This window comes from Pseudomonas sp. SJZ103 (assembly GCF_007828335.1).
In the GTDB taxonomy this organism is placed as follows: domain Bacteria; phylum Pseudomonadota; class Gammaproteobacteria; order Pseudomonadales; family Pseudomonadaceae; genus Aquipseudomonas.
Map to the genome: position 1 here is coordinate 183,454 of NZ_VIUN01000011.1, position 18,122 is coordinate 201,575.

Here is an 18,122-nt window from a genome sequence, read left to right on the forward strand (position 1 = left end):
ATTGGCTCAGGCGGTCTTGCTTTCGAAGCCGTGCAGGACGTTGACGGCATTGATGCCGATCTCATCGACCATGTAGCCGCCTTCCATCACGAACAGTGTCGTGACGCCGACGCTGGCGATGAGCTCGCCCATGCTGAGGAAGTCCTGGCTGTCGAGCAGGAAGTGGCTGATGGGGTCGTCCTTGAAGGTGTCGACGCCGAGGGAGATCACCAGCACGTCGGGGGCGAAGTGTTTCAGTTGCTGGCAAGCGTGGATCAGCGCGGTTTTGTACTGACCCCACGTGGTGTTTTTCGGCAAAGGGTAATTAAGGTTGAAGCCCTCCCCGGCACCTGCGCCGCGTTCGCTGGCGGCGCCGGAAAAATACGGATAGGACACCGAAGGCTCGCCGTGCAGGGAGATGAACAGCACATCCGGGCGGTCGTAGAAAATATTCTGCGTACCGTTACCGTGGTGGAAATCCACATCCAGTACCGCGACGCGCTTGGCGCCTTGGGTGATGGCCTGTTGCGCGGCAATCGCGGCGTTGTTGAGGTAGCAATAGCCGCCCATGTATTCGCGGGCCGCATGGTGCCCCGGTGGGCGGCACAGGGCGAAGGCGCTGTTGTGGCCTTCGTCGATCAGCGCGAGGCCGGTGAGCGCAATATCTGCGCTGGTCTTGACGGCGTGCCAGGTGGTGGCGGTGATCGGCGAGCCGGCGTCCATGGCGAAAAAGCCCAGCTTGCCGTCGATAAAGTCCGGCACCTGGTGATTGGCCAGGTCGCGCACCGGCCATACCAGCGGCAGCGCGTCATGGCTGCGGCCGATGGCGGTCCATTCGGCCCAGGCGGTTTCGAGGAAGCTGACGTAGCGTTCGCTGTGGGCGTTGACGTAACAGGCACGCTCAAAGCTGCGCGGCACGATGATATCGCCCAGCCCAACGTGTCGGACGCGGTCACGCACGGTGTCGGCGCGGCTGGGTTGTTCGAATGAGGGCTTGAGCACGCCGTCCTTGAGTTCGGTGCCGTGGTGCAAACGGTGGTCATCACTAAAAACAGTCAGCATTTGGATACATCCGCCAGTAAAAGACAGGGTCTATTTTGTTCTGGCAGCACAGGGCTTTCTTTGCTTTTACTTCTGACGCTGATAGCTTTATCGGGTGTTTTTACCCACGCGATAGCCAAATATGAAAAATAAAACCAAACAGGTCGTTCTTGACGACACCGATCTCGCCATCCTCGCCCTGCTGCAGGAAGACGCGAGTATTTCCAACGCCCAACTGAGCGAGCGTCTGTCCCTGAGCCTCACCCCCTGCTGGCGCCGGCGCAAACGCCTGGAAGAAGAAGGCGTGATCAAGGACTACCAGGCCAACCTGGATCGCAAGCTGCTCGGCCTGGACATCATGGCGTTTGTACACGTGCGTTTTGCGATCCACACAGACCATGCGCCGGATGCGTTTGAAGCGGTGATCAAAGAGCTGCCTCAGGTGCTGTCTTGCCACAAGATCACCGGCGATGCGGACTATCTGTTGCAGGTATTGGCGGAGGATCTGGACAGCTACAGCGAGTTTGTCGAGAGCGTGCTGCGGCGGCAGCTGGGGATTGCGTCGATCCAGTCGAGCCTGGCGTTGCGCGAGGTGAAGGCGACGAGTCGGGTGGCGATTCCAAAACGCGATTGAACGCGCTAAAGAAGACATTGAACACGGCAGGTGATGGCTAAAAGCCTGCCCTCAGCATGTGAAAAATTCGTTAACTAATTCTCCCCAAAGGCTTTTTTACTTCAAGTCATTGCGGCACAATAATGCGAATAATTATCAACAGATTTATTATTCGCCAAGGACGGCACTTAGGGGAGAGTCCGTTCCATGTCAGTGCAACAACACGGCGGTAAAGGTTTTACACTCACTCTGATCGCTTTGGCGGTGTGTCTTGCCACCTCGCACGCGGCCTTCGCGGCCGATGCTGAAACGCCGACAACCACCTTGGAACTGGGCGCTACCCAGATCTCCGGCGAGCAGCAATTGGGCGAAACCACCGAGGGCACGCAGTCCTACACCACCGGCGCGATGAAAACCGCGACCAAACTGCCCCTCACCTTGCGTGAAACCCCGCAGGCCGTCACCGTCATCACACGCCAGCGCATGGATGACCAGGCGATGACCAGCATCAACGACGTGGTCAACGCCACGCCTGGGTTGTTCCTCAATTATTCCAACGGCCCAGGCCGGCAGTCCTATACCTCACGCGGTTTCGACATCGACAACCTGATGTACGACGGCATCCCCAGCGGCTACAACGGCGTTTCCGTAGGCGCCCAGCCGAACCTGGCGATGTTCGACCGTGTCGAGGTAGTGCGTGGCGCCACCGGCCTGGTGACCGGTGCGGGCAACCCGTCGGCGGCCATCAACCTGGTCCGCAAGCGGCCGCTGGACGAACAGAAAGTCACCCTCACCGGCGCCGCCGGCAGCTGGGATGACTACCGTGGCGAGCTCGACGCCTCCAGCCCGCTCAATGACAGCGGCACCTGGCGCGGCCGGGTGGTCACCTCCTACCGCGACGCCAACAGCTTCATCGACAACGCCGAGTCCTATCACGGCCTGTTCTATGCCGTCACCGAAGCCGACCTGAGCGAAGACACCACCCTCACCCTCGGCTTCTCGAACCAGAAGGACAAGACCAACTACTTCTGGGGCTCGTCGATGATCGGCCAGGACGGCCATCACCTCGACCTGCCACGCTCCTACAACCCCGGTACCGACTGGGAGAACAAGGACCAGGAAATCAACACGGTATTCGCCGAACTGCGCCAACGCCTGGCCTATGACTGGAAGCTTCAGGTCAACGCCAACTACGCCGAACAGAACGCGTTATTTTCCGGCTCTTATCAGTCGCGCTGGGTCAACAACACCCTGGCGCGGACGGTCTACCAGGCCGCCTACGACGAAAACCAGGCTGGCGTCGACGCCTTTGCCAGCGGCCCGTTCCAGGCATTCGGACGTACCCATGAACTGGTGGTGGGTGCCAGCCGACGCATCTACGACATGACCACCCATAACTACAGCCCCTACGACACCAACTGGCCCCTCACCGCGGGCAAACCGGACTTCGTCCACACCACCAACGACCGTGAGGTCACCACCCAGGACGGTGTCTACGTGACCACGCGCCTGAGCCTGGCGGACCCGTTGAAGCTGATCCTCGGCGGGCGCCTGGACTGGTATGACTACGACGCCCATGGCAGCAACACCGGCGACTACAAGGTCACGCGCAACCTCACGCGCTATGCGGGGCTGATCTACGAGCTGGACGACCAACATTCGGTCTACGTCAGCTACAGCGACATCTTCACGCCGCAGAGTTCCAAGGACACCTCCGGCACCCCGGTCAAACCTATTGTCGGTAAGAACTACGAGGTCGGCATCAAGGGCGAATACCTGGGTGGCGCGCTGAATGCGAGCGTGGCGCTGTTCCGTGTCGACCAAGAAAACCGCGCCACGCAAGTGACCGTGCAAAACTGCCCACAGACGGAATGCTATGAAGCCTCCGGCGAGATTCGCAGCCAGGGTATCGACTTCGAACTGCAAGGCGCGCTGACCGAAAACTGGCAGGTCGGCGGTGGCTACACCTACGCCCGCACCCACACCATCAAGGACGAGGCCAACCCACAGAAGGTCAACAAGCAGTACGACACGGACATTCCGGAGCACCTGTTCAAGCTGACCACCCGCTACAACTTCCAAGGCCCGCTGGAAAAACTGCGCGTGGGCGGCAACATCTCTTGGCAGAGTCGCATGTACAACGACGTCAAACTGGCGGATGGCAGCACCTACCGCCTCCAACAGGGCGCCTACGCCGTCACCGACCTGATGGCCGGCTACAAGGTCAACGACCACCTCGACCTGCAGCTCAACGCCAACAACATCTTCGACCGCCGCTATTACTCCACCATCGCCAACTCCGTGAGCTACGGCGGCGACGCCTACGGCACCCCACGCAACATGATGCTGACGGCCAAGTACAGCTTCTGATCCACCTCGCGTCCTCGGCTGCCCGCTCGGACAGCCGCTCAGCGAACTCTTTCCCCGTGGCGAACGGGGGCCCTCATGTGAGAGGGGGCTTGCTCCCGATAGCGGTGGGTCAGTCAATGATGCTGTGACTGTGCTACCGCTATCGGGAGCAAGCCCCCTCCCACATTGCCCCCCCGCTTGTCACCAGGAATGTCGTCTGCCCCCTCTGAACGCACTCGCGCTTAAAGTCCCCTCCCCCAAAGCCGATAAGCTTTTTGGTTTCCCTGCACCCGCAAGTGCCTGAACGCGGGCCGTAGTGGCACGCCGCATGCTTTGATCCTGGCCAGACCACATGGAGTAAGAGTGAATGCTCGCACGCGCACGTTTCCTGGAGCACTACCGCAAGGCCGACCGCATCATGCTGGCACTTATCTGGCTGATGTTCCTGTTCTCCGTCGGCCTGGCGTTCTGGCACGACACGTTACTCCAGGCCATAGTCGTGGGTGGTGGCACCAGCGTGGTGCTCTCCGCGCTCTATCGAGCCATCAGCGGCACCCGTGTGATGCGTTGCGCCTTGGGCGCTGGCCTGATGGTGATGGCCGCGCTGCAGATCAACCAGGCACAAGGCGTGATCGAAGCGCACTTCGGGATTTTCGCGCTGCTGGCAGTGCTGACGTTCTATCGAGACTGGCTGCCGATCCTGGTGGCGGCGCTCACCATTGCCGTGCACCACGTGGTGTTCCACGCCTTGCAACATCAAGGCTTCCCGGTATTCGTGATGGCGCATCACGGCGGTTGGACCATGGTGTTCGTCCACGCCTTCTACGTGGTGATGGAAACCGTCGCCCTGCTCTACCTCGCCGTACACAGCCAGGCCGAAGCCGTCGAGAGCCAGGAAATGCTCGAGAAGATGCTCGCCGTCACGTCCCAGTTCACCGGAGAAAGCACTCAGGGTGAAGGCAAGGTACGCGTGTCCCTTGCAAGGCGTTTCGAGCACTTCCTGCAGCAACTCACCCACCTGATCGACGGTGTCGCCCGCGACTCCCATGGCTTGGGCCAACTGGGCCAGGAACTGGCCAGCGCCAGCGGCACCCTGGAAAAAGGAGCGCGGCACCAACTGGCGGAAATCACCCAGATGACCGGCTCGATGCAACGCATGGAAGACGCCATGGGCCACATCGCCGTGCATGTCGAACAAGCGGTGGAACACGCCGGCAAAGCCAGCAAACAAATCCTGCGCGGCCAGGAAAGCGTCGGCCGCGCCCAGCATGAAATCACCCAACTCGCCTCACGCCTGGAAGGCACCAACCAGACCGTCCAAGGCCTGGCCACGCAAACCGAGCAAATCGGCTCCGTGCTCGAAGTCATCAGCAGCATCGCCAACCAGACCAACCTCCTCGCCCTCAACGCCGCCATCGAAGCCGCCCGCGCCGGCGAACAAGGCCGCGGCTTCGCCGTCGTCGCCGACGAAGTACGCAACCTGGCGCAACGCACCGCCGTCTCCACCCAAGAAATCAAAACCATCATCGAAGGCCTGCAACAAGGCAGCCGCCAGGCCGTGGAAGCCATGCACGACAGCCGCCAGGGCGTGGAACGGTGTGTGGAGGACAGTCAACTGGCAGTGGAAATGCTGCAAGCGGTAGGCAATGACATTACCCAGATCGACGAGTTGAATGGCCGGATCGTGATCACCACGCAGGAACAGACCTCTGCGAACCTGGAGATTGTCGGGCGGTTGCAGTCGGTGCAGAGCATTGCTCAAAACACCGCTGACGAGGTGGAGATGCTGGCCAGGAGCAGCGAGCAGTTGCCGCCGATTGCGGTGCGGTTGGATGCGTTGGGGAGGCGGTTTCACCCCTGATAGTTTGGGGCTCGCAATCAGCCGGAAGCCATCACGGGGCTCGTCTTGATGACCCGGGCCGCCGCAGGTCCTGAACGTTCGCTTAGTCTTGCTTGACCAGCTCGACCCTGCGGTTTTCAGCTTTGCCTGCCTCGGTGGCGTTGTCGGCCACCGGGTCAGCCTCGCCAAATCCGGCCGCAGATAACCTCGCCGCGTCGATGCCCTTGGCGGTGATGGCGGCCTCAACGGCCTTGGCGCTGCCGTATGACAGTGTCTTGTTGTGCGCGGGATCACCGGTGTGATCGGTGTAGCCGTTAATGGCCAGTTTCAACGATGTATTTTGCTTGAGTAACAACAACACTTGCTCGATCTGTGGCTGTGAACCCGGAAGGATGCGGGTCTGGTCAGTCGCAAAGTTGATGTGCGATGCCACCTTGCCGGTTTTATCTATCTGCGCTTTCAGTTCACTGGCCGGCAACAGGCTGGCAGTTATTTGCAACGGTTTGGTTTCGGCAATTAGCAGGCCGCCGCCGAACGCGTAGCTGCACAAATGAATCCAGATATCGCGGTCGGCGCGATGGATAACAAACACCTGCGCGGCGTTATTCCAAATGTCCCCCAGGCCACTGTTGTATTTGAGCGCGAAGTCCCGCGGCCATTCTTTGATCTTCTGGCCAGGGTCTTCCGGAATCCTGCCATCGAAGATCTTGCTGCCGCCCAACGAGGACACGACGGACTCGAGGTTGCGTTGCAATTCCAAGTCGGAGAACGCCTTGTCCTGCGCGGCGTCGATATGGGCTGACCAGACCTTGCCGTGGTGATGGTCGAGCGGATAAAGGGTGCTGCTATCGTTGGCTGCTTATAAAACCGGGGCTATCGAGATAACTCAATAGCACAGCTGCCCTATTGCATCGCGCTTTAGCGCTGGATCACAGTTGTTCGCGCTCTAATACGTCTTTTTTTACGCTATTCGACGCTGCCGATCGTATTGAACAGGGATGCTTTTTTTGAAACCTATAACCACCAGAAAAATTGAAATGAACGCTGCGCTGGCGATGGCCTTGATCTCGCTGTTAACCACCAGCGCTACTTGGACCGAGGCAGCCGTTGGTGCAACAGCCTCCTCGGCACCGTGTACCAATGAAGCGGATTTCCAGGCCGGCACCGTTGTGGAGTCTGAAAGTCGCGACAACACCTCTGCCGTAACCAATCGTAGTAAAACCGAAACGCTGGGCCATGAAGACTTCGCAGGGGCCAACCCAGTGGCGTCATTACACACCACGTTCATAAGCAATTCGCCGGTGTATTTAACGACCACCTTTGCGCAAATCAAGGACGGCCAGTTGATTCGCTATGGTGATCGGCACGGTGCCGGGCCTTCGTTGACCACTACTCTTTATACCCCTCCTCCCACCACGCCGCTGGATTTACAACCCGGGCAGACAGTCGCCGTCAGTTACAAGAACCAGGTCGTCAGCGGCGGCAACACGCTTGAGTTTGAGGTATCAGAAAAGCTGACCTACAACGGCCGCGAGACGATCAAGACAGCACTCGGGACGTTCGAAACCTGTCGCTTCACCAATGAAATTTCCACTGGATCAACGTCCGGTCAACAACCGATCCAGAAGGTCGTGGTGCAGAATTGGTTTGCTGCCGAAGGGCCCTACCGTGGGCAATCAATCAGGTCGGCCAGTCTCTCCGGCACGAATGGTGGACAGGAGCGGCTCGTTGAAGTGGTCAAGATGCGATATGAGCCGCGAGCCAACTAGGTATCTTTATGCCCAGGCGATGAGAAGGAGGATAGCACTGCCCTTCCTGGCAACGGGTTCAAGCACGCTGTTTGTGCCGCAGTTGTATCGACCAAAATACACTTAATTGCTTAATGGCTTTTAGTAACTAGTACAGGTGTACTAGTTCAGCTGTTCTATATCATAAGTTGCATGAGTCGGACATGATCAAAGCGTGTTTTCATTGATCTGGACGGGTTGTGCTTGCTGATATGAGTTGCCGAATTGTGGTGGCGGACGAACACCCACTTTATCGAGAGGGCATGACAGGATTACTGGAGTGCTTAATACCTGGAGCAAAAATAAAACAGGCAGGAAACCTGGAGGAAGTCTGGGTTCTCCTGGATCGCTGGCAACCTGTCGCCATGCTCTTTATCGAAGTATATTTGCCAGGGCTTTGCTCCTTGAAAGAGCTTGCAAAACTGTGCGGGGAAAGAGGCACTACTGCAGTCGTTGTTGTTTCGACAGTCGATGACAGCGTGATCATTACGCGAGTAATGGAGGCTGGCGCCAAAGGGTTTATTGGCAAGAACATTTCAGCCGAAGAGGTACGTAACGCCATCCACGATATTCGTAATGGCCAAGTAGTGGTCAAATACGAACCGACCGAATCACCATCATTTGAAAGTGATCACGCGATGGGCAAACTGACGTCGCGGCAGCGGGAAGTCTGGAATTTGATCGCACAAGGTAAAACCAACAAGGAAATTGCCGCTGAACTGGAAATCTCTCCCTATACCGTGCGTATTCACGTGTCTTCGCTGATACGTGCCCTGAACGTACCCAACAGAGCAGTAGCCGCCGCGCGTTTCGCAGGGCGCTACACCTGCTAGTCCCGTAATGGATCTACGGGTAACTCACACTTCATTGACTTGACCTGTTCAAGCAACACGTTACGCAGTTCCGGCGGTCGCACGGGTTTTGCCAGTACCGAGATATTAAATGCATGCAGTGATTGACGGATGCGCTCGATTTCGTGCCCGGTGATGAACATCGACATTGAGCAACTGGCTGATGCGCTTGACGATGGACAAGCCCAACCCCAGGCCCTCAACATCTTGTCGCGTGCGTGGCGCACCCGGTAAAACTCTTTGAATGCGTCCGGCAAATGTTCAGCGGCGATACCGCAGCCCTTATCGTAAACAACCACGGCCAAGCCCTTTGCCTGGCGTCTGACACCGATCAGCACGGGCTCCCCCGATGCGTACTTGATCGCATTGGACACCAGGTTTTGCACCATGGTGGTCAATAGCCCCCCCCATTGACGTTCACCCAATGCCGACAAGGGTGCAGGCGCAGCTCAACCCCGGCCCAGCGGGTGGCCTCGATGTTCTGTTTGACAACCTCCTGCAGCAGTGCGCCCAGGTTCACCGGCTCCGCTTGCGGTTCCAGCTTTCCGTTATCGAGGGTGTAGATATCCCAAATCGAACGGAACAGTTGAGAGACGGTATGCAGCGAGCGGTCGATGTTGTCCACCAGTCGCAATTCTTCACCGCCCAGATTCGCGTCACGCAGGCACGCGGTGAACAGGCCGATGGAGTGGATGGGCTGGCGCAGGTCGTGGCTGGCCAGGGCCAGATAGTGTGAGCCGAAACGCATGCCATTACCCAGGGTCACCCAGAGCAGCGCAGCATAGATAGGCAATGCACCTTCGCCTCCCAGCGCCATGGCGAAAGCGATACCGGTGTAGTCATGAAGCATGGAGAGCAAGCGCCGCCAAAAAAGTGTCCTGGCCAGCGCTTGATCGCCATGCGCAGGAATATCGACACCACGATGAATGTCGAGATATACACAATGATGGGCGTGTAGGCTGTGGTATCACTGGGGCGCAACCCGCTCAGTACGATGATGTACAGCAACGCACAGGCGCTAACGATCAGGCGTAACGTGGCCTGATTGAGTTCGCTGTTCTTTTCCACGCGTTCAACCTCATGGACCATGGGGGATGCATCGCTGGATGCCGCCCCCTTGAGAACAATAAGGCGTAGGTTGGCGTGTTAAGGCATCAAACGACACGGCGTGTCGTATCAGAAGTGGAACGTGTCAGTAAAGCCTGTAGTAATCCACCACGTCATCCACGAAGTAAATTATCAACCTCGTTCCCTGGGTCTGGCTTTGAGCTTTTTTCGTGCCCGTCACACTGCCGACATCATTGGCGACACCTTGAGCCTTGGACACTTGCGACGAGGCGTCGTACATCTTCAGGCTTGTCTCGGTCGAGACATATTTGTGGGCCAGGGTCATGTACTTTTCCAGACCCTCCTGGTTTTTATCATAGGTCCAGTTGGACCCGTTGCTTCTGCTCGTTGAATCAAGTTCCTCTTCGGCTGGAGCGCCGAACAATTGTGTCACCTGACTCTTGGTAGTTTTTCCCGGGATGATGGTTTTCTTCAGGTAAGCAACATCGTACTTTTGTGCTCCAGGATTTAAGGAATTCATCAAATCCCCAGTGTTAGCACAGCCTCCCAAGCCGGCGGTCAGTAAGCACAGAGCGAATCCGATTCTAATTAGTTTTCCATATCTTAAGCACATAGACTTACCTTGAGTTGTGTTTAATACCATTCCATTTCGACCGGATGCACGGTGAAGTTGACACAGCGTAGTGCAACTAATCGAGCCTTTGAATTGACAGGCGGGCAAACACACTGGAACACCTCGACGTTGAAGTTCAAGTGCGTTCCGGTGTGCGCTCTGGCTCAAAGCCTTTAAGACTTTTTCGAGCGTGTACAGCTTATGGGCGCGCGTGAGCTGACGCTATAGTACAAGTGTGCTATAGGCGGCCAATAGGAACTTGTCTAGCATAGCTAGATGGACATTAACGGCTTGAATTAATGTAATAAATTGCTCGCCAGTTGATGTAATGTCGGATTATTGAATCCGCCTGAATGGAGTCGAAATATGAAATCATGGACCACCGTCTTATCCATTCTGATGCTGTCCGGGTGTGCGGGTTCTCCCTTGAGTAATCTGGTTATGAACCAGCGTTATCAAACGACATCGGACATTACTGCTTCATGGGTAGGTGCATCCGAAGATGAGTTGGTGACGTCATGGGGGGCGCCAAAAAACAGCCACGGCCTCAGTGATGGCAACTCGAGAATCATCGGCTACGACTACGTATGGCTTACAAACGGCAGTCGTTCGATGGAATGGGGTTATGTGCCTGATTACGCCCGTTGCGAACAGCGGTTCATGATTGAAAAGGGCGTGGTGACCCGCTGGTATTCATCTGGCGACTGTCCAAAAAGGCCTAAAGGCGCCAAGTTGATCCCCGGTAACACCCCCGTGCCCCAACCCACGCTCTAATGTTCATTGCACCGTCTTGATTCAAGTATCGAGCTTGCCCGGCCACCCACTGGCACCGGGAAAGTTACTGAATTGAGCCGCCGCCGCCGCACGGGTGGGCACCCCCAGGGACTTAAGCAGAGTGGAAACATGGATGCGTACGGTGAACGGGGAGATACCCAGTTGCTTGGCTATTTCCTTATTGGTCTTGCCCGCTGCAACCAGGCCGAGCACTTGCCGTTGGCGGGCGGTGAGTGAGGCAAGGCTTGGGTCCAGAAGGGGGTTTTCGGGGTTGTACTTCACCACGACTTCCCCTTCCCGAATCGCCAGGATGGCTTCGGCAATGCCTGCCGGATCAACGTTTTTGCCGATAAAGCCATCAGCGCCTTGGGCGATGACCTGGGAAATAATGTCCAGGTCATCGACCATCGACACCACAATGATCGAGGTGCGCTTGAACTCGTTGCGCAGCTGGCCTATGACCTGCATAGACGTGATACCGGGAAAGCGCAGGTCCAGAATCAACGAATCAACTTCTGCGCCCGTACGCGCCAGCGCCAGTACTTCATCCAGATTGCCCGCCTGCTCTATCATCGCTGTCGGCATAAGCCGTTCTATGGTTCTCAGCATACCTTCGCGAAACAGAGGATGGTCATCTGCCACTATGATTCTGTGCGTCATGTCAAGGTCCATCTCACCTCAGGTCCGGCGCATCGTAACGCAAACTGTAACGCCAGGTTTCAACTTTTAAGCGACTTCTTACCCTGGAGAATCGCAATGAACATGACGGAAAAGAACAGTGAACTGGACCAGGCCACGTTGCGGTTGACGGTCAGCACCTGTGCTTCGCTGTACATCCTTGTGGTGGCCCTCCTTCCTTCAAGTGACTTCGCCACCTATGTACCGATCATGTGGTACATGGCGTTTTTCATCAGCGTGGCAGTCCCCCTGCGCATGGCGATCAAGCGCTGGCCAGGGCACTTCTTCTGGCGCCGATTGTTCGCCATGGCCCATGACTATACCGGCATCGCTTTCGCCATGATCGTGGGTGGAGAGGGGGCGTTGCCGGTTTATGCCGCGCTGCTCTGGGTCACATTGGGCAATGGCATGCGCTTTGGCTCGCGCTACTTGACCGCCGCGACACTCATCGCGCTGAGCATGCTGGTCATGATCTTCATGCTTACCCCTTTCTGGCGCGCACAGCCCTACATGTTCCTGATGCTGATCGTGACCACCATCGTCGTGCCGGCCTATGCGCACATTCTGCTCAAACGCACGCGTATCGCATCGGAAGAGGCAATCGCCGCCAATCAGGAAAAATCACGCTTTCTGGCCCAGGCCAGCCACGACCTGCGCCAGCCCATCCACTCCATCGGCCTGTTCACCGCATGCCTGCGTGACGCGAATCTGGGCGGCGAAGAACTACGACTGGTGGACAACATCGACCGCTCGCTGCATACCGTCTCTCAACTGTTCCGTTCGATCCTGGATATCTACACCCTCGACAACGGAAAGCTGGAACCGCAAGCGGAACCGGTGAACCTGGGGGCGCTGCTGCGGGATGTCGTCAAACAGAACACCGAGGCCGCGCGCTGGGCCGGGGTTCAACTGCGCCTGCGCCCTTGCGAGCACTGGGTGAATGTCAATGCGGGGCTGTTGACCACCATGGTGCAGAATCTGGTGTCAAATACGCTCAAGTATGCGTCCGGCCAACCTGTCTTGATCGGTGTGCGTCCCAGAGGCAAGGGCTTGGCCATTGTCATCTACGACAAGGGACGCGGCATCGCCGCTGAACATTTACCGGACGTATTCAAGGAGTTTTACCGGGTACGCCACGCACGCGACAAGGATGTCGAGGGCCTGGGGTTGGGCTTGTCCATCGTCAAGCGCATCAGCCAGTTGCTCAATCTGGATATCCAGTTGGACTCCCGACTCGGCCAAGGCACCCGCGCCACTATCCAACGCCTGGAAAGCGTCGCGCCAGGCACCGAGACACAACGGCCAGCGGCCACGCAAAGCCGTCTGCAGGGACTGCGGGTATGCCTGGTGGAAGACGATTCCAACGTACTGATGGCGACCTCGGCCTTGCTGGAAAAATGGGGATGCGAGGTAGAAAGTCATAGCGATGGACTGAACGTGACCACGGAATGCGACATCATCATTGCCGACTTCGACCTGGGCCCTAGGATTTCAGGCTCCGAGTGTATCGCTGCGATTCGCGAACAGCGTGGTTGGGAAGTACCGGCCATGATCATGACCGGTCATGAAATCGAGCGTATCCGCAGCACATTGATCCACATGAATATCTCCATCCTGTCCAAGCCCGTGCGTCCGCCTGAATTGCGAACGACCTTGCTCGAACTGACCAAGCATTTCGCCAGGGAAATGGGTTAGCTGGAGGATGTCCATGCCCGGACATAACCGGGTGCGACGGTGTGTGGAATGCACGCCTATCATTAGCGCGGCCTGCCATTCGCCTGTCGGTTTGCGGCGAGGTCATAGGTCACTTGTCGTATTGATGTCGCTCGCTACCCGCTATCCAATGCACCTGGGGAACGTGCCTCGCTGAATCAACGTTGTTTCAGCGCTGACCGGTCCTCCGCTGCCTTAATTTGGATGCAGTTCAATTAAGCGTAAGGAGTGTCCCAGCCGAAGGACGGGCGGTTAGTTTTGACAACCGTGCCACCTTGACCGACTCGGGCCACACAGCGACCAAGTGATAGAGGGAGTTTCCATGAAAGACAATATGAAGAAAGTACGTTCGACCATCGCAATAGCATTGGCTCTCTCAGCAGGTCTTGCGTTCAGCGGTACGGCCAGCGCCCTTACTTTTGAACATGGATGGAGTTGCCAGAATAAGTGGTACCAAATGGGGCTTATTGAACTGATTGCTTGCGGAGGAGGAGGCGATGGTTGATCTGCCTGGGTCTTTTTCAGGCATATGAAGGAGCGATAGTTCATTAACGCTTCACACACACAAACAACGCATTCCCGGTCACGCCCTCCCAGGGCGTGATCCGCTCATAGTCATGCTCGAACACCTGCACCTCGAAGTGCGGCTGTAACAGTGCCTGCAACTCAGTGAAACTCAGCGCAACCATGGTGTGCTCATCCTGCCAAGCCTCAGTCACCCCCGCCGTGATCTTCTCGATGCTCAGGCGCAGCGCCTGCTGCTGCCCTTCTCCGCTGTAATACCAGCCGGACCCGAAGGTGAAGTGGCTGCCTTCAAACTCGACGCTATGGCGTACGAGCAAGCGGTTGTCGATATGCAGTTTGTCCACCGCGTTGAAGCAGAACACGCCGTTGTCTGCGAGTGCGCCGTGAACGCTGGCGAGGCAGGCGCGCAGTTGGGCCAGCCCGGGGTTGTAATGGGTCGAGTACAGGAAGCAGGTGATCAGGTCTTGCGGTTCGTCCACCTGGAAACCGGCCATGTCCTGGCGGCTGAACTGTGCTTCGGGGCAGCGCAGTTGGGCGAGGTCCAGCATCGGTTGGCTGATGTCCAGGCCGGCGCTGCGGTAGCCGAAGTCGAGGAAGTGGCGCACATGCGGCCCGGTGCCACAGGCCAGGTCCAGATGGCGGCGCCCGTCATTGCCGAACAATTGGTGCAGGCGGCGCACACTGTGGCTTTGCGCGCGGTAGTCGATGTCGGCGCACATCAGGTCGTAGTAGATGGACAGGTCGGTGTACAGCGCGTTGGAGGACATAAGTAGCCAGAGGGTTCGGCGGGAATTTCGCGGCGGCATGGTAACCCAGTCCTGGGCGTAAACCGCTACACTCGCACCTCAACCATCCGCCAAGGAGGCAACCATGAGCGTTCGCGGTCAAGACCGACAGATCGACAATATCGAGTTCAACGTGGGTGATATCGCCCGCAGCAAAGCCTTTTACGGCGCGGTTTTCGGCTGGGAATTCGTCGATTACGGCCCCACCTACACCGAGTTCAGCGATGGGCGACTGACCGGCGGCTTCACTACCGGAGAGCCCGTTCGACCGGGTGGCCCGTTGGTGATCCTGTACGCGGATGATCTTGAAGGCACGCAGCAGCGGCTCAAATCCATCGGCGCCGTGATCAGCCGGGAAACCTTTTCGTTCCCTGGCGGGAGCAGGTTTCACTTCATTGATCCGGATGGTTATGAACTGGCGGTGTGGACCTCGTCGGCCCCTTAAGTGCTCGCGGGGCCCGGGTCTGGAAGCTTGGCAATCACCTTGATCTCAAACTGGTACCCATACAGCCACGTAACCCCTACGCCAGTCAGCGTCGGGTGTGGCGCTTCGCCCCAGAACTCCGGCACCACCTTCCAGATCGTCTCAAACCTGGATTCGGGATCGACGATAAACACCGTCACGTCAATCACATCGTCAAAGGTGCAACCGGCAGCGCCCAGGATCGCATTCAGGTTGTTGAACGCCAGACGGACCTGATCCTCCAGGTCGGGTTCGGGCGAGCCGTCCTCATGGCTGCCGACCTGGCCCGAGACGAATAAAAAGCCATTGGACTTGATGGCCGGTGAATAGCGATTGCGCTCATACAGCGCCTGGCGTCCAGGCGGAAAAACCACATTACGCTGCGTCATGGATGCCTCCATCAAAGGGTCGAAATTGACCCGCAATTAACGATGGGCAGACTCTAGGGGCTTGTGCCAGGGCGATAAACCAGCAACCTTAGCCAGCACTGTTTGTGAAACCCAAACAATCGATCGCCGAGGCCGTTATGGACCGTTTTGATGCAATGCAGGCATTTGCTCGCGTGGTGGAAGCCGGCAGCTTCACCAAGGCCGCCGAGACCCTGCACATGAGCAAGACTACCGTGACGCAACTGGTGCAGCAGTTGGAGGCGCGCCTGCGGGTCAAATTGCTTAACCGCACCACGCGCAAAGTCAACGTCACGGCCGACGGCGCCGTGTACTACGAACGCGTGCTGCAACTGCTGGCTGACATGGACGACGCCGAGACCAGCCTGTCCGGCGCGGCGACCCTACCCAGGGGCCGCCTGCGCGTGGATGTGCCAAGCCCGCTGGCGAGCATGATCCTCGTGCACGCATTGCCTGCATTTTACGCCCGGTACCCGGATATCCAGATCGATATGGGCGTCAGCGACCGCATCGTCGACATGATCGATGAGAACGTCGATTGTGTGGTGCGCGGCGGCGAACTCACCGATCAATCCCTGATGGCGCGCCGGGTAGGCGACCTTCCCCTCGGCGTTTTTGCGGCGCCGAGCTACCTGGCACGCGTAGGTACGCCCGCTCACCCACAGGAACTGGAAGACTCCAACCACCGTATCGTCGGTTTCCTGTGGGCCCGCACCGGCAAGCCCTTGCCCTATGCGATGCGCAAGCACCTTGAAACTCTCCAGATCAAGGGCCGCTACGCCCTGGCGGTCGACGACGGCAACGCCTACCTCGCCGCCGGCCTGGCCGGTCTTGGGGTGTTGTGGCTGCCCACGTACATGTCAAAAGCCTTCGCGGACCGGGGTGAATTAGTGCCCTTGTTCGAAGACTGGACCCTCGATCCGATGCCGCTTTACGTGGCCTTTCCGCCAAACCGGCATATCAGCCTCAAGCTGCGCGTGTTTATCGAATGGGTGGCTGAGTTGATGGCCGTGCATGCGCCTGTCAGTGGGCGAGTACATCCCCTTCATAGTATGGTTGCGGCCACCAAATGAAGCTTCAAGTGATAAAACTCAGTACGTTCAAGGCCGGCTGCGTGATTGCCGTCCGCCAACTTTCCACCCAGGCCGACATCACCGTTGAAACGCCGCTGTGTGCCAAAACCCCACCGGGCTGGTACACCGTGACCCCAGCGCCCTTGCCTTGATCGTCCCTGGACAGTTGTTGAACGACAGTGGCACGTAATTCAATGGTTTTCCTCACACTCATACAGGGACAGACATGGGCATTTTGGATCGGTTGTTTGGTGGACGCTTTACCATGCCTCCTCCCGAGGAAACCAACCTCAGCGCTTCAGCAATCATGAAAGAGCTGCGGCCCGAGCGCAGCGACCCCACCCAGAAAAAAGCCCTCGAAGCCTTCGCCCAGGCGCTGGTGGCGACCACTGCGGAAAAAGAAGGTGCCAGACTTGTCCGCCGCGTTATGCGCAGATACGCGATGGGAGATGACCCCTGCTGTGCCCTCACGGAAGGCTTCCTGAATGACTCAAGGGGACAAAAACTTGAAAACCTCGTTCTCCTTAGCCTGGATTGGAAGGGCTATGACGTGTTTGAGTATCAAGCCCCCTTTTTGGTCAGCGCCAGTGGCTTGAAGGCGCCCTACGCCTATGTAAGGGAAGACGCTTCATCCATGCCACAGGTTCTAGATAACTTTGATCAGTGGCTGGCCCAGTTCGGTAAACGGTTTCTTCACCTGGACTCCGGAGGTGAAAATTACGACGGCTTCATTGTTGACGCGGATCGGCTCGAAGACGTTATCGAGCTGGCTGGACGAGCGGGAATCCACGTGCGTCTTGAGAGCTTCTGACTCTGCGGCGGGGTGAGGGGCTTCTGCAAAACCTGTTCAATCAAGCCCTCCCCCGATTAATGTCCCTGCCCCGGCCGCTATCCGATCAGGTTTTTCCTTTCCCGGTTTTGGAGGCATACCTTGAAAATTGCCCACAACAATCGGGTACTGCCAACGGCAAGATCAGCTATCTGTTGGTAGAGCCCGGTGCAGCGGCTTTACCGCACATGAACGCTGGACGGGGTCAGGCGCAGTTCTTGCCCGGCCGATTGACAGCGTCCCACCGGTTGATTGTAATAGCCGCCGTTTATGCATGACGCAAGGGACCTGCCATGACCAAGAGACCCTCTCCCGGGCGCGGCGATCTGCCCCGCGCACTGATATTCATCCCGCTGGGCCTGTGCCTGCTCTACCTCACCCTATGGCTGGTCGAAGACCGGCTGAGCTTTCTGGCCCAGGCGCAACGCGCCGAAGGGCATGTCAGCGCCCTGAACGCGGGCGGCAGCCACCCACAAATTGATTTTACCGACGCCGCAGGCAAGACGGTCAGCTACCCCGAGAGCGGGTTTATATTCGGCTACGCGGTGGGCGACTCAGTGACGGTGTTTTACCGCGCCGATGCCCCCTCCAGTACCGCAATCATTGAAGACCGTGGTGCGCTATGGGGCGCGAGCCTACTGACGGGTCTGTTCGCAATCGTGTTTATCGCAGGCGGCGGCTACCATGTGGCCGCGTGGATTCGTCGGCGCCAGATAGCGCGGCACCTATAAGGA

Annotated in this window: 19 protein-coding genes and 1 pseudogene; 13 read left to right on the forward strand and 7 right to left on the reverse strand. The window is 57.8% G+C overall.

The features are described 5' to 3' along the window. Positions 1–6: 6 nt before the first annotated feature. Positions 7–1,041, reverse strand: a complete 1,035-nt coding sequence (locus tag FBY10_RS22335; protein ID WP_145337746.1) for a histone deacetylase family protein — start codon at positions 1,039–1,041, stop codon at positions 7–9. A 121-nt stretch (positions 1,042–1,162) separates the two neighbouring features. On the opposite strand from FBY10_RS22335, the gene FBY10_RS22340 reads away from it, so the two are divergent. The 3 genes from FBY10_RS22340 (at position 1,163) to FBY10_RS32040 (ending at position 5,843) form a co-directional block, all read left to right on the forward strand. Next, complete coding sequence (locus FBY10_RS22340) at positions 1,163–1,654, forward strand: Lrp/AsnC family transcriptional regulator (protein ID WP_131696139.1); 492 nt, start codon at positions 1,163–1,165, stop codon at positions 1,652–1,654. 186 nt (positions 1,655–1,840) lie between these two features. Further along, a complete protein-coding gene (locus FBY10_RS22345) occupies positions 1,841–4,003 on the forward strand; it encodes a TonB-dependent siderophore receptor (protein ID WP_145337745.1) in 2,163 nt (720 codons plus the stop codon). Between the two features lie 346 nt (positions 4,004–4,349). Next, entirely contained in the window at positions 4,350–5,843 is a 1,494-nt protein-coding gene (locus FBY10_RS32040; protein WP_145337744.1) for a methyl-accepting chemotaxis protein, read from the forward strand. Positions 5,844–5,925: 82 nt separating this feature from the next. On the opposite strand, the gene FBY10_RS22355 is transcribed toward FBY10_RS32040, so the two are convergent. Continuing rightward, positions 5,926–6,582 (reverse strand): OmpA family protein, encoded by a 657-nt coding sequence (locus FBY10_RS22355; RefSeq protein ID WP_256663566.1) that lies wholly within the window; start codon positions 6,580–6,582, stop codon positions 5,926–5,928. A 295-nt stretch (positions 6,583–6,877) separates the two neighbouring features. On the opposite strand from FBY10_RS22355, the gene FBY10_RS22360 reads away from it, so the two are divergent. Both FBY10_RS22360 and FBY10_RS22365 read left to right on the forward strand, forming a co-directional pair. Continuing rightward, a complete protein-coding gene (locus FBY10_RS22360) occupies positions 6,878–7,591 on the forward strand; it encodes a DUF3108 domain-containing protein (protein WP_145337841.1) in 714 nt (237 codons plus the stop codon). Positions 7,592–7,821: 230 nt separating this feature from the next. Next, positions 7,822–8,442, forward strand: coding sequence for a response regulator transcription factor (locus FBY10_RS22365; protein WP_145337840.1), 621 nt, complete (start codon positions 7,822–7,824; stop codon positions 8,440–8,442). Between the two features lie 141 nt (positions 8,443–8,583). Here the strand turns inward: FBY10_RS22365 and FBY10_RS22370 are convergent. Both FBY10_RS22370 and FBY10_RS22375 read right to left on the reverse strand, forming a co-directional pair. After that, positions 8,584–9,549: pseudogene (locus tag FBY10_RS22370) on the reverse strand (sensor histidine kinase); the annotation flags it as partial. Positions 9,550–9,652: 103 nt separating this feature from the next. After that, on the reverse strand, positions 9,653–10,048 hold the full coding sequence (locus tag FBY10_RS22375) for a hypothetical protein (protein ID WP_145337742.1): 396 nt from the start codon (positions 10,046–10,048) through the stop codon (positions 9,653–9,655). A 459-nt stretch (positions 10,049–10,507) separates the two neighbouring features. On the opposite strand from FBY10_RS22375, the gene FBY10_RS22380 reads away from it, so the two are divergent. After that, entirely contained in the window at positions 10,508–10,915 is a 408-nt protein-coding gene (locus tag FBY10_RS22380; protein ID WP_145337741.1) for a hypothetical protein, read from the forward strand. Between the two features lie 21 nt (positions 10,916–10,936). Here the strand turns inward: FBY10_RS22380 and FBY10_RS22385 are convergent, their stop codons facing one another. Continuing rightward, positions 10,937–11,575, reverse strand: coding sequence for a response regulator transcription factor (locus FBY10_RS22385; RefSeq protein WP_065925236.1), 639 nt, complete (start codon positions 11,573–11,575; stop codon positions 10,937–10,939). A 96-nt stretch (positions 11,576–11,671) separates the two neighbouring features. Between FBY10_RS22385 and FBY10_RS22390 the strand changes: the two genes are divergently transcribed. Both FBY10_RS22390 and FBY10_RS22395 read left to right on the forward strand, forming a co-directional pair. Next, positions 11,672–13,288: a hybrid sensor histidine kinase/response regulator gene (locus tag FBY10_RS22390; protein WP_371920990.1), complete on the forward strand. Its 1,617-nt coding sequence runs from the start codon at positions 11,672–11,674 to the stop codon at positions 13,286–13,288. Between the two features lie 340 nt (positions 13,289–13,628). Further along, on the forward strand, positions 13,629–13,811 hold the full coding sequence (locus FBY10_RS22395; RefSeq protein ID WP_145337740.1) for a hypothetical protein: 183 nt from the start codon (positions 13,629–13,631) through the stop codon (positions 13,809–13,811). A 43-nt stretch (positions 13,812–13,854) separates the two neighbouring features. On the opposite strand, the gene FBY10_RS22400 is transcribed toward FBY10_RS22395, so the two are convergent. After that, positions 13,855–14,598: a class I SAM-dependent methyltransferase gene (locus tag FBY10_RS22400; protein ID WP_178116785.1), complete on the reverse strand. Its 744-nt coding sequence runs from the start codon at positions 14,596–14,598 to the stop codon at positions 13,855–13,857. A gap of 103 nt (positions 14,599–14,701) precedes the next feature. Here FBY10_RS22400 and FBY10_RS22405 point away from each other — a divergent pair, with 103 nt between their 5' ends. Then, positions 14,702–15,061: a VOC family protein gene (locus FBY10_RS22405; protein ID WP_145337738.1), complete on the forward strand. Its 360-nt coding sequence runs from the start codon at positions 14,702–14,704 to the stop codon at positions 15,059–15,061. Here the strand turns inward: FBY10_RS22405 and FBY10_RS22410 are convergent. Continuing rightward, the gene (locus tag FBY10_RS22410; RefSeq protein WP_145337737.1) at positions 15,058–15,468 is read right to left on the reverse strand and encodes a RidA family protein; all 411 of its coding nucleotides are present in this window, start codon (positions 15,466–15,468) and stop codon (positions 15,058–15,060) included. The two genes, FBY10_RS22405 and FBY10_RS22410, sit on opposite strands and share 4 nt — an antisense overlap. A 137-nt stretch (positions 15,469–15,605) precedes the next feature. Between FBY10_RS22410 and FBY10_RS22415 the strand changes: the two genes are divergently transcribed. From FBY10_RS22415 to FBY10_RS22425, 4 genes are all read left to right on the forward strand, one after another. Beyond that, a complete protein-coding gene (locus FBY10_RS22415; protein ID WP_145337736.1) occupies positions 15,606–16,559 on the forward strand; it encodes a LysR family transcriptional regulator in 954 nt (317 codons plus the stop codon). Beyond that, the gene (locus FBY10_RS31570) at positions 16,556–16,711 is read left to right on the forward strand and encodes a hypothetical protein (RefSeq protein WP_178116786.1); all 156 of its coding nucleotides are present in this window, start codon (positions 16,556–16,558) and stop codon (positions 16,709–16,711) included. The genes FBY10_RS22415 and FBY10_RS31570 overlap by 4 nt, the downstream gene beginning before the upstream one ends. A 74-nt stretch (positions 16,712–16,785) precedes the next feature. Beyond that, positions 16,786–17,370 carry a hypothetical protein gene (locus FBY10_RS22420; protein ID WP_145337735.1) on the forward strand — a complete coding sequence of 195 codons (585 nt, stop codon included), beginning with the start codon at positions 16,786–16,788 and terminating at the stop codon, positions 17,368–17,370. Between the two features lie 311 nt (positions 17,371–17,681). Continuing rightward, positions 17,682–18,119: a DUF3592 domain-containing protein gene (locus tag FBY10_RS22425; protein ID WP_145337734.1), complete on the forward strand. Its 438-nt coding sequence runs from the start codon at positions 17,682–17,684 to the stop codon at positions 18,117–18,119. Positions 18,120–18,122: the final 3 nt, after the last annotated feature.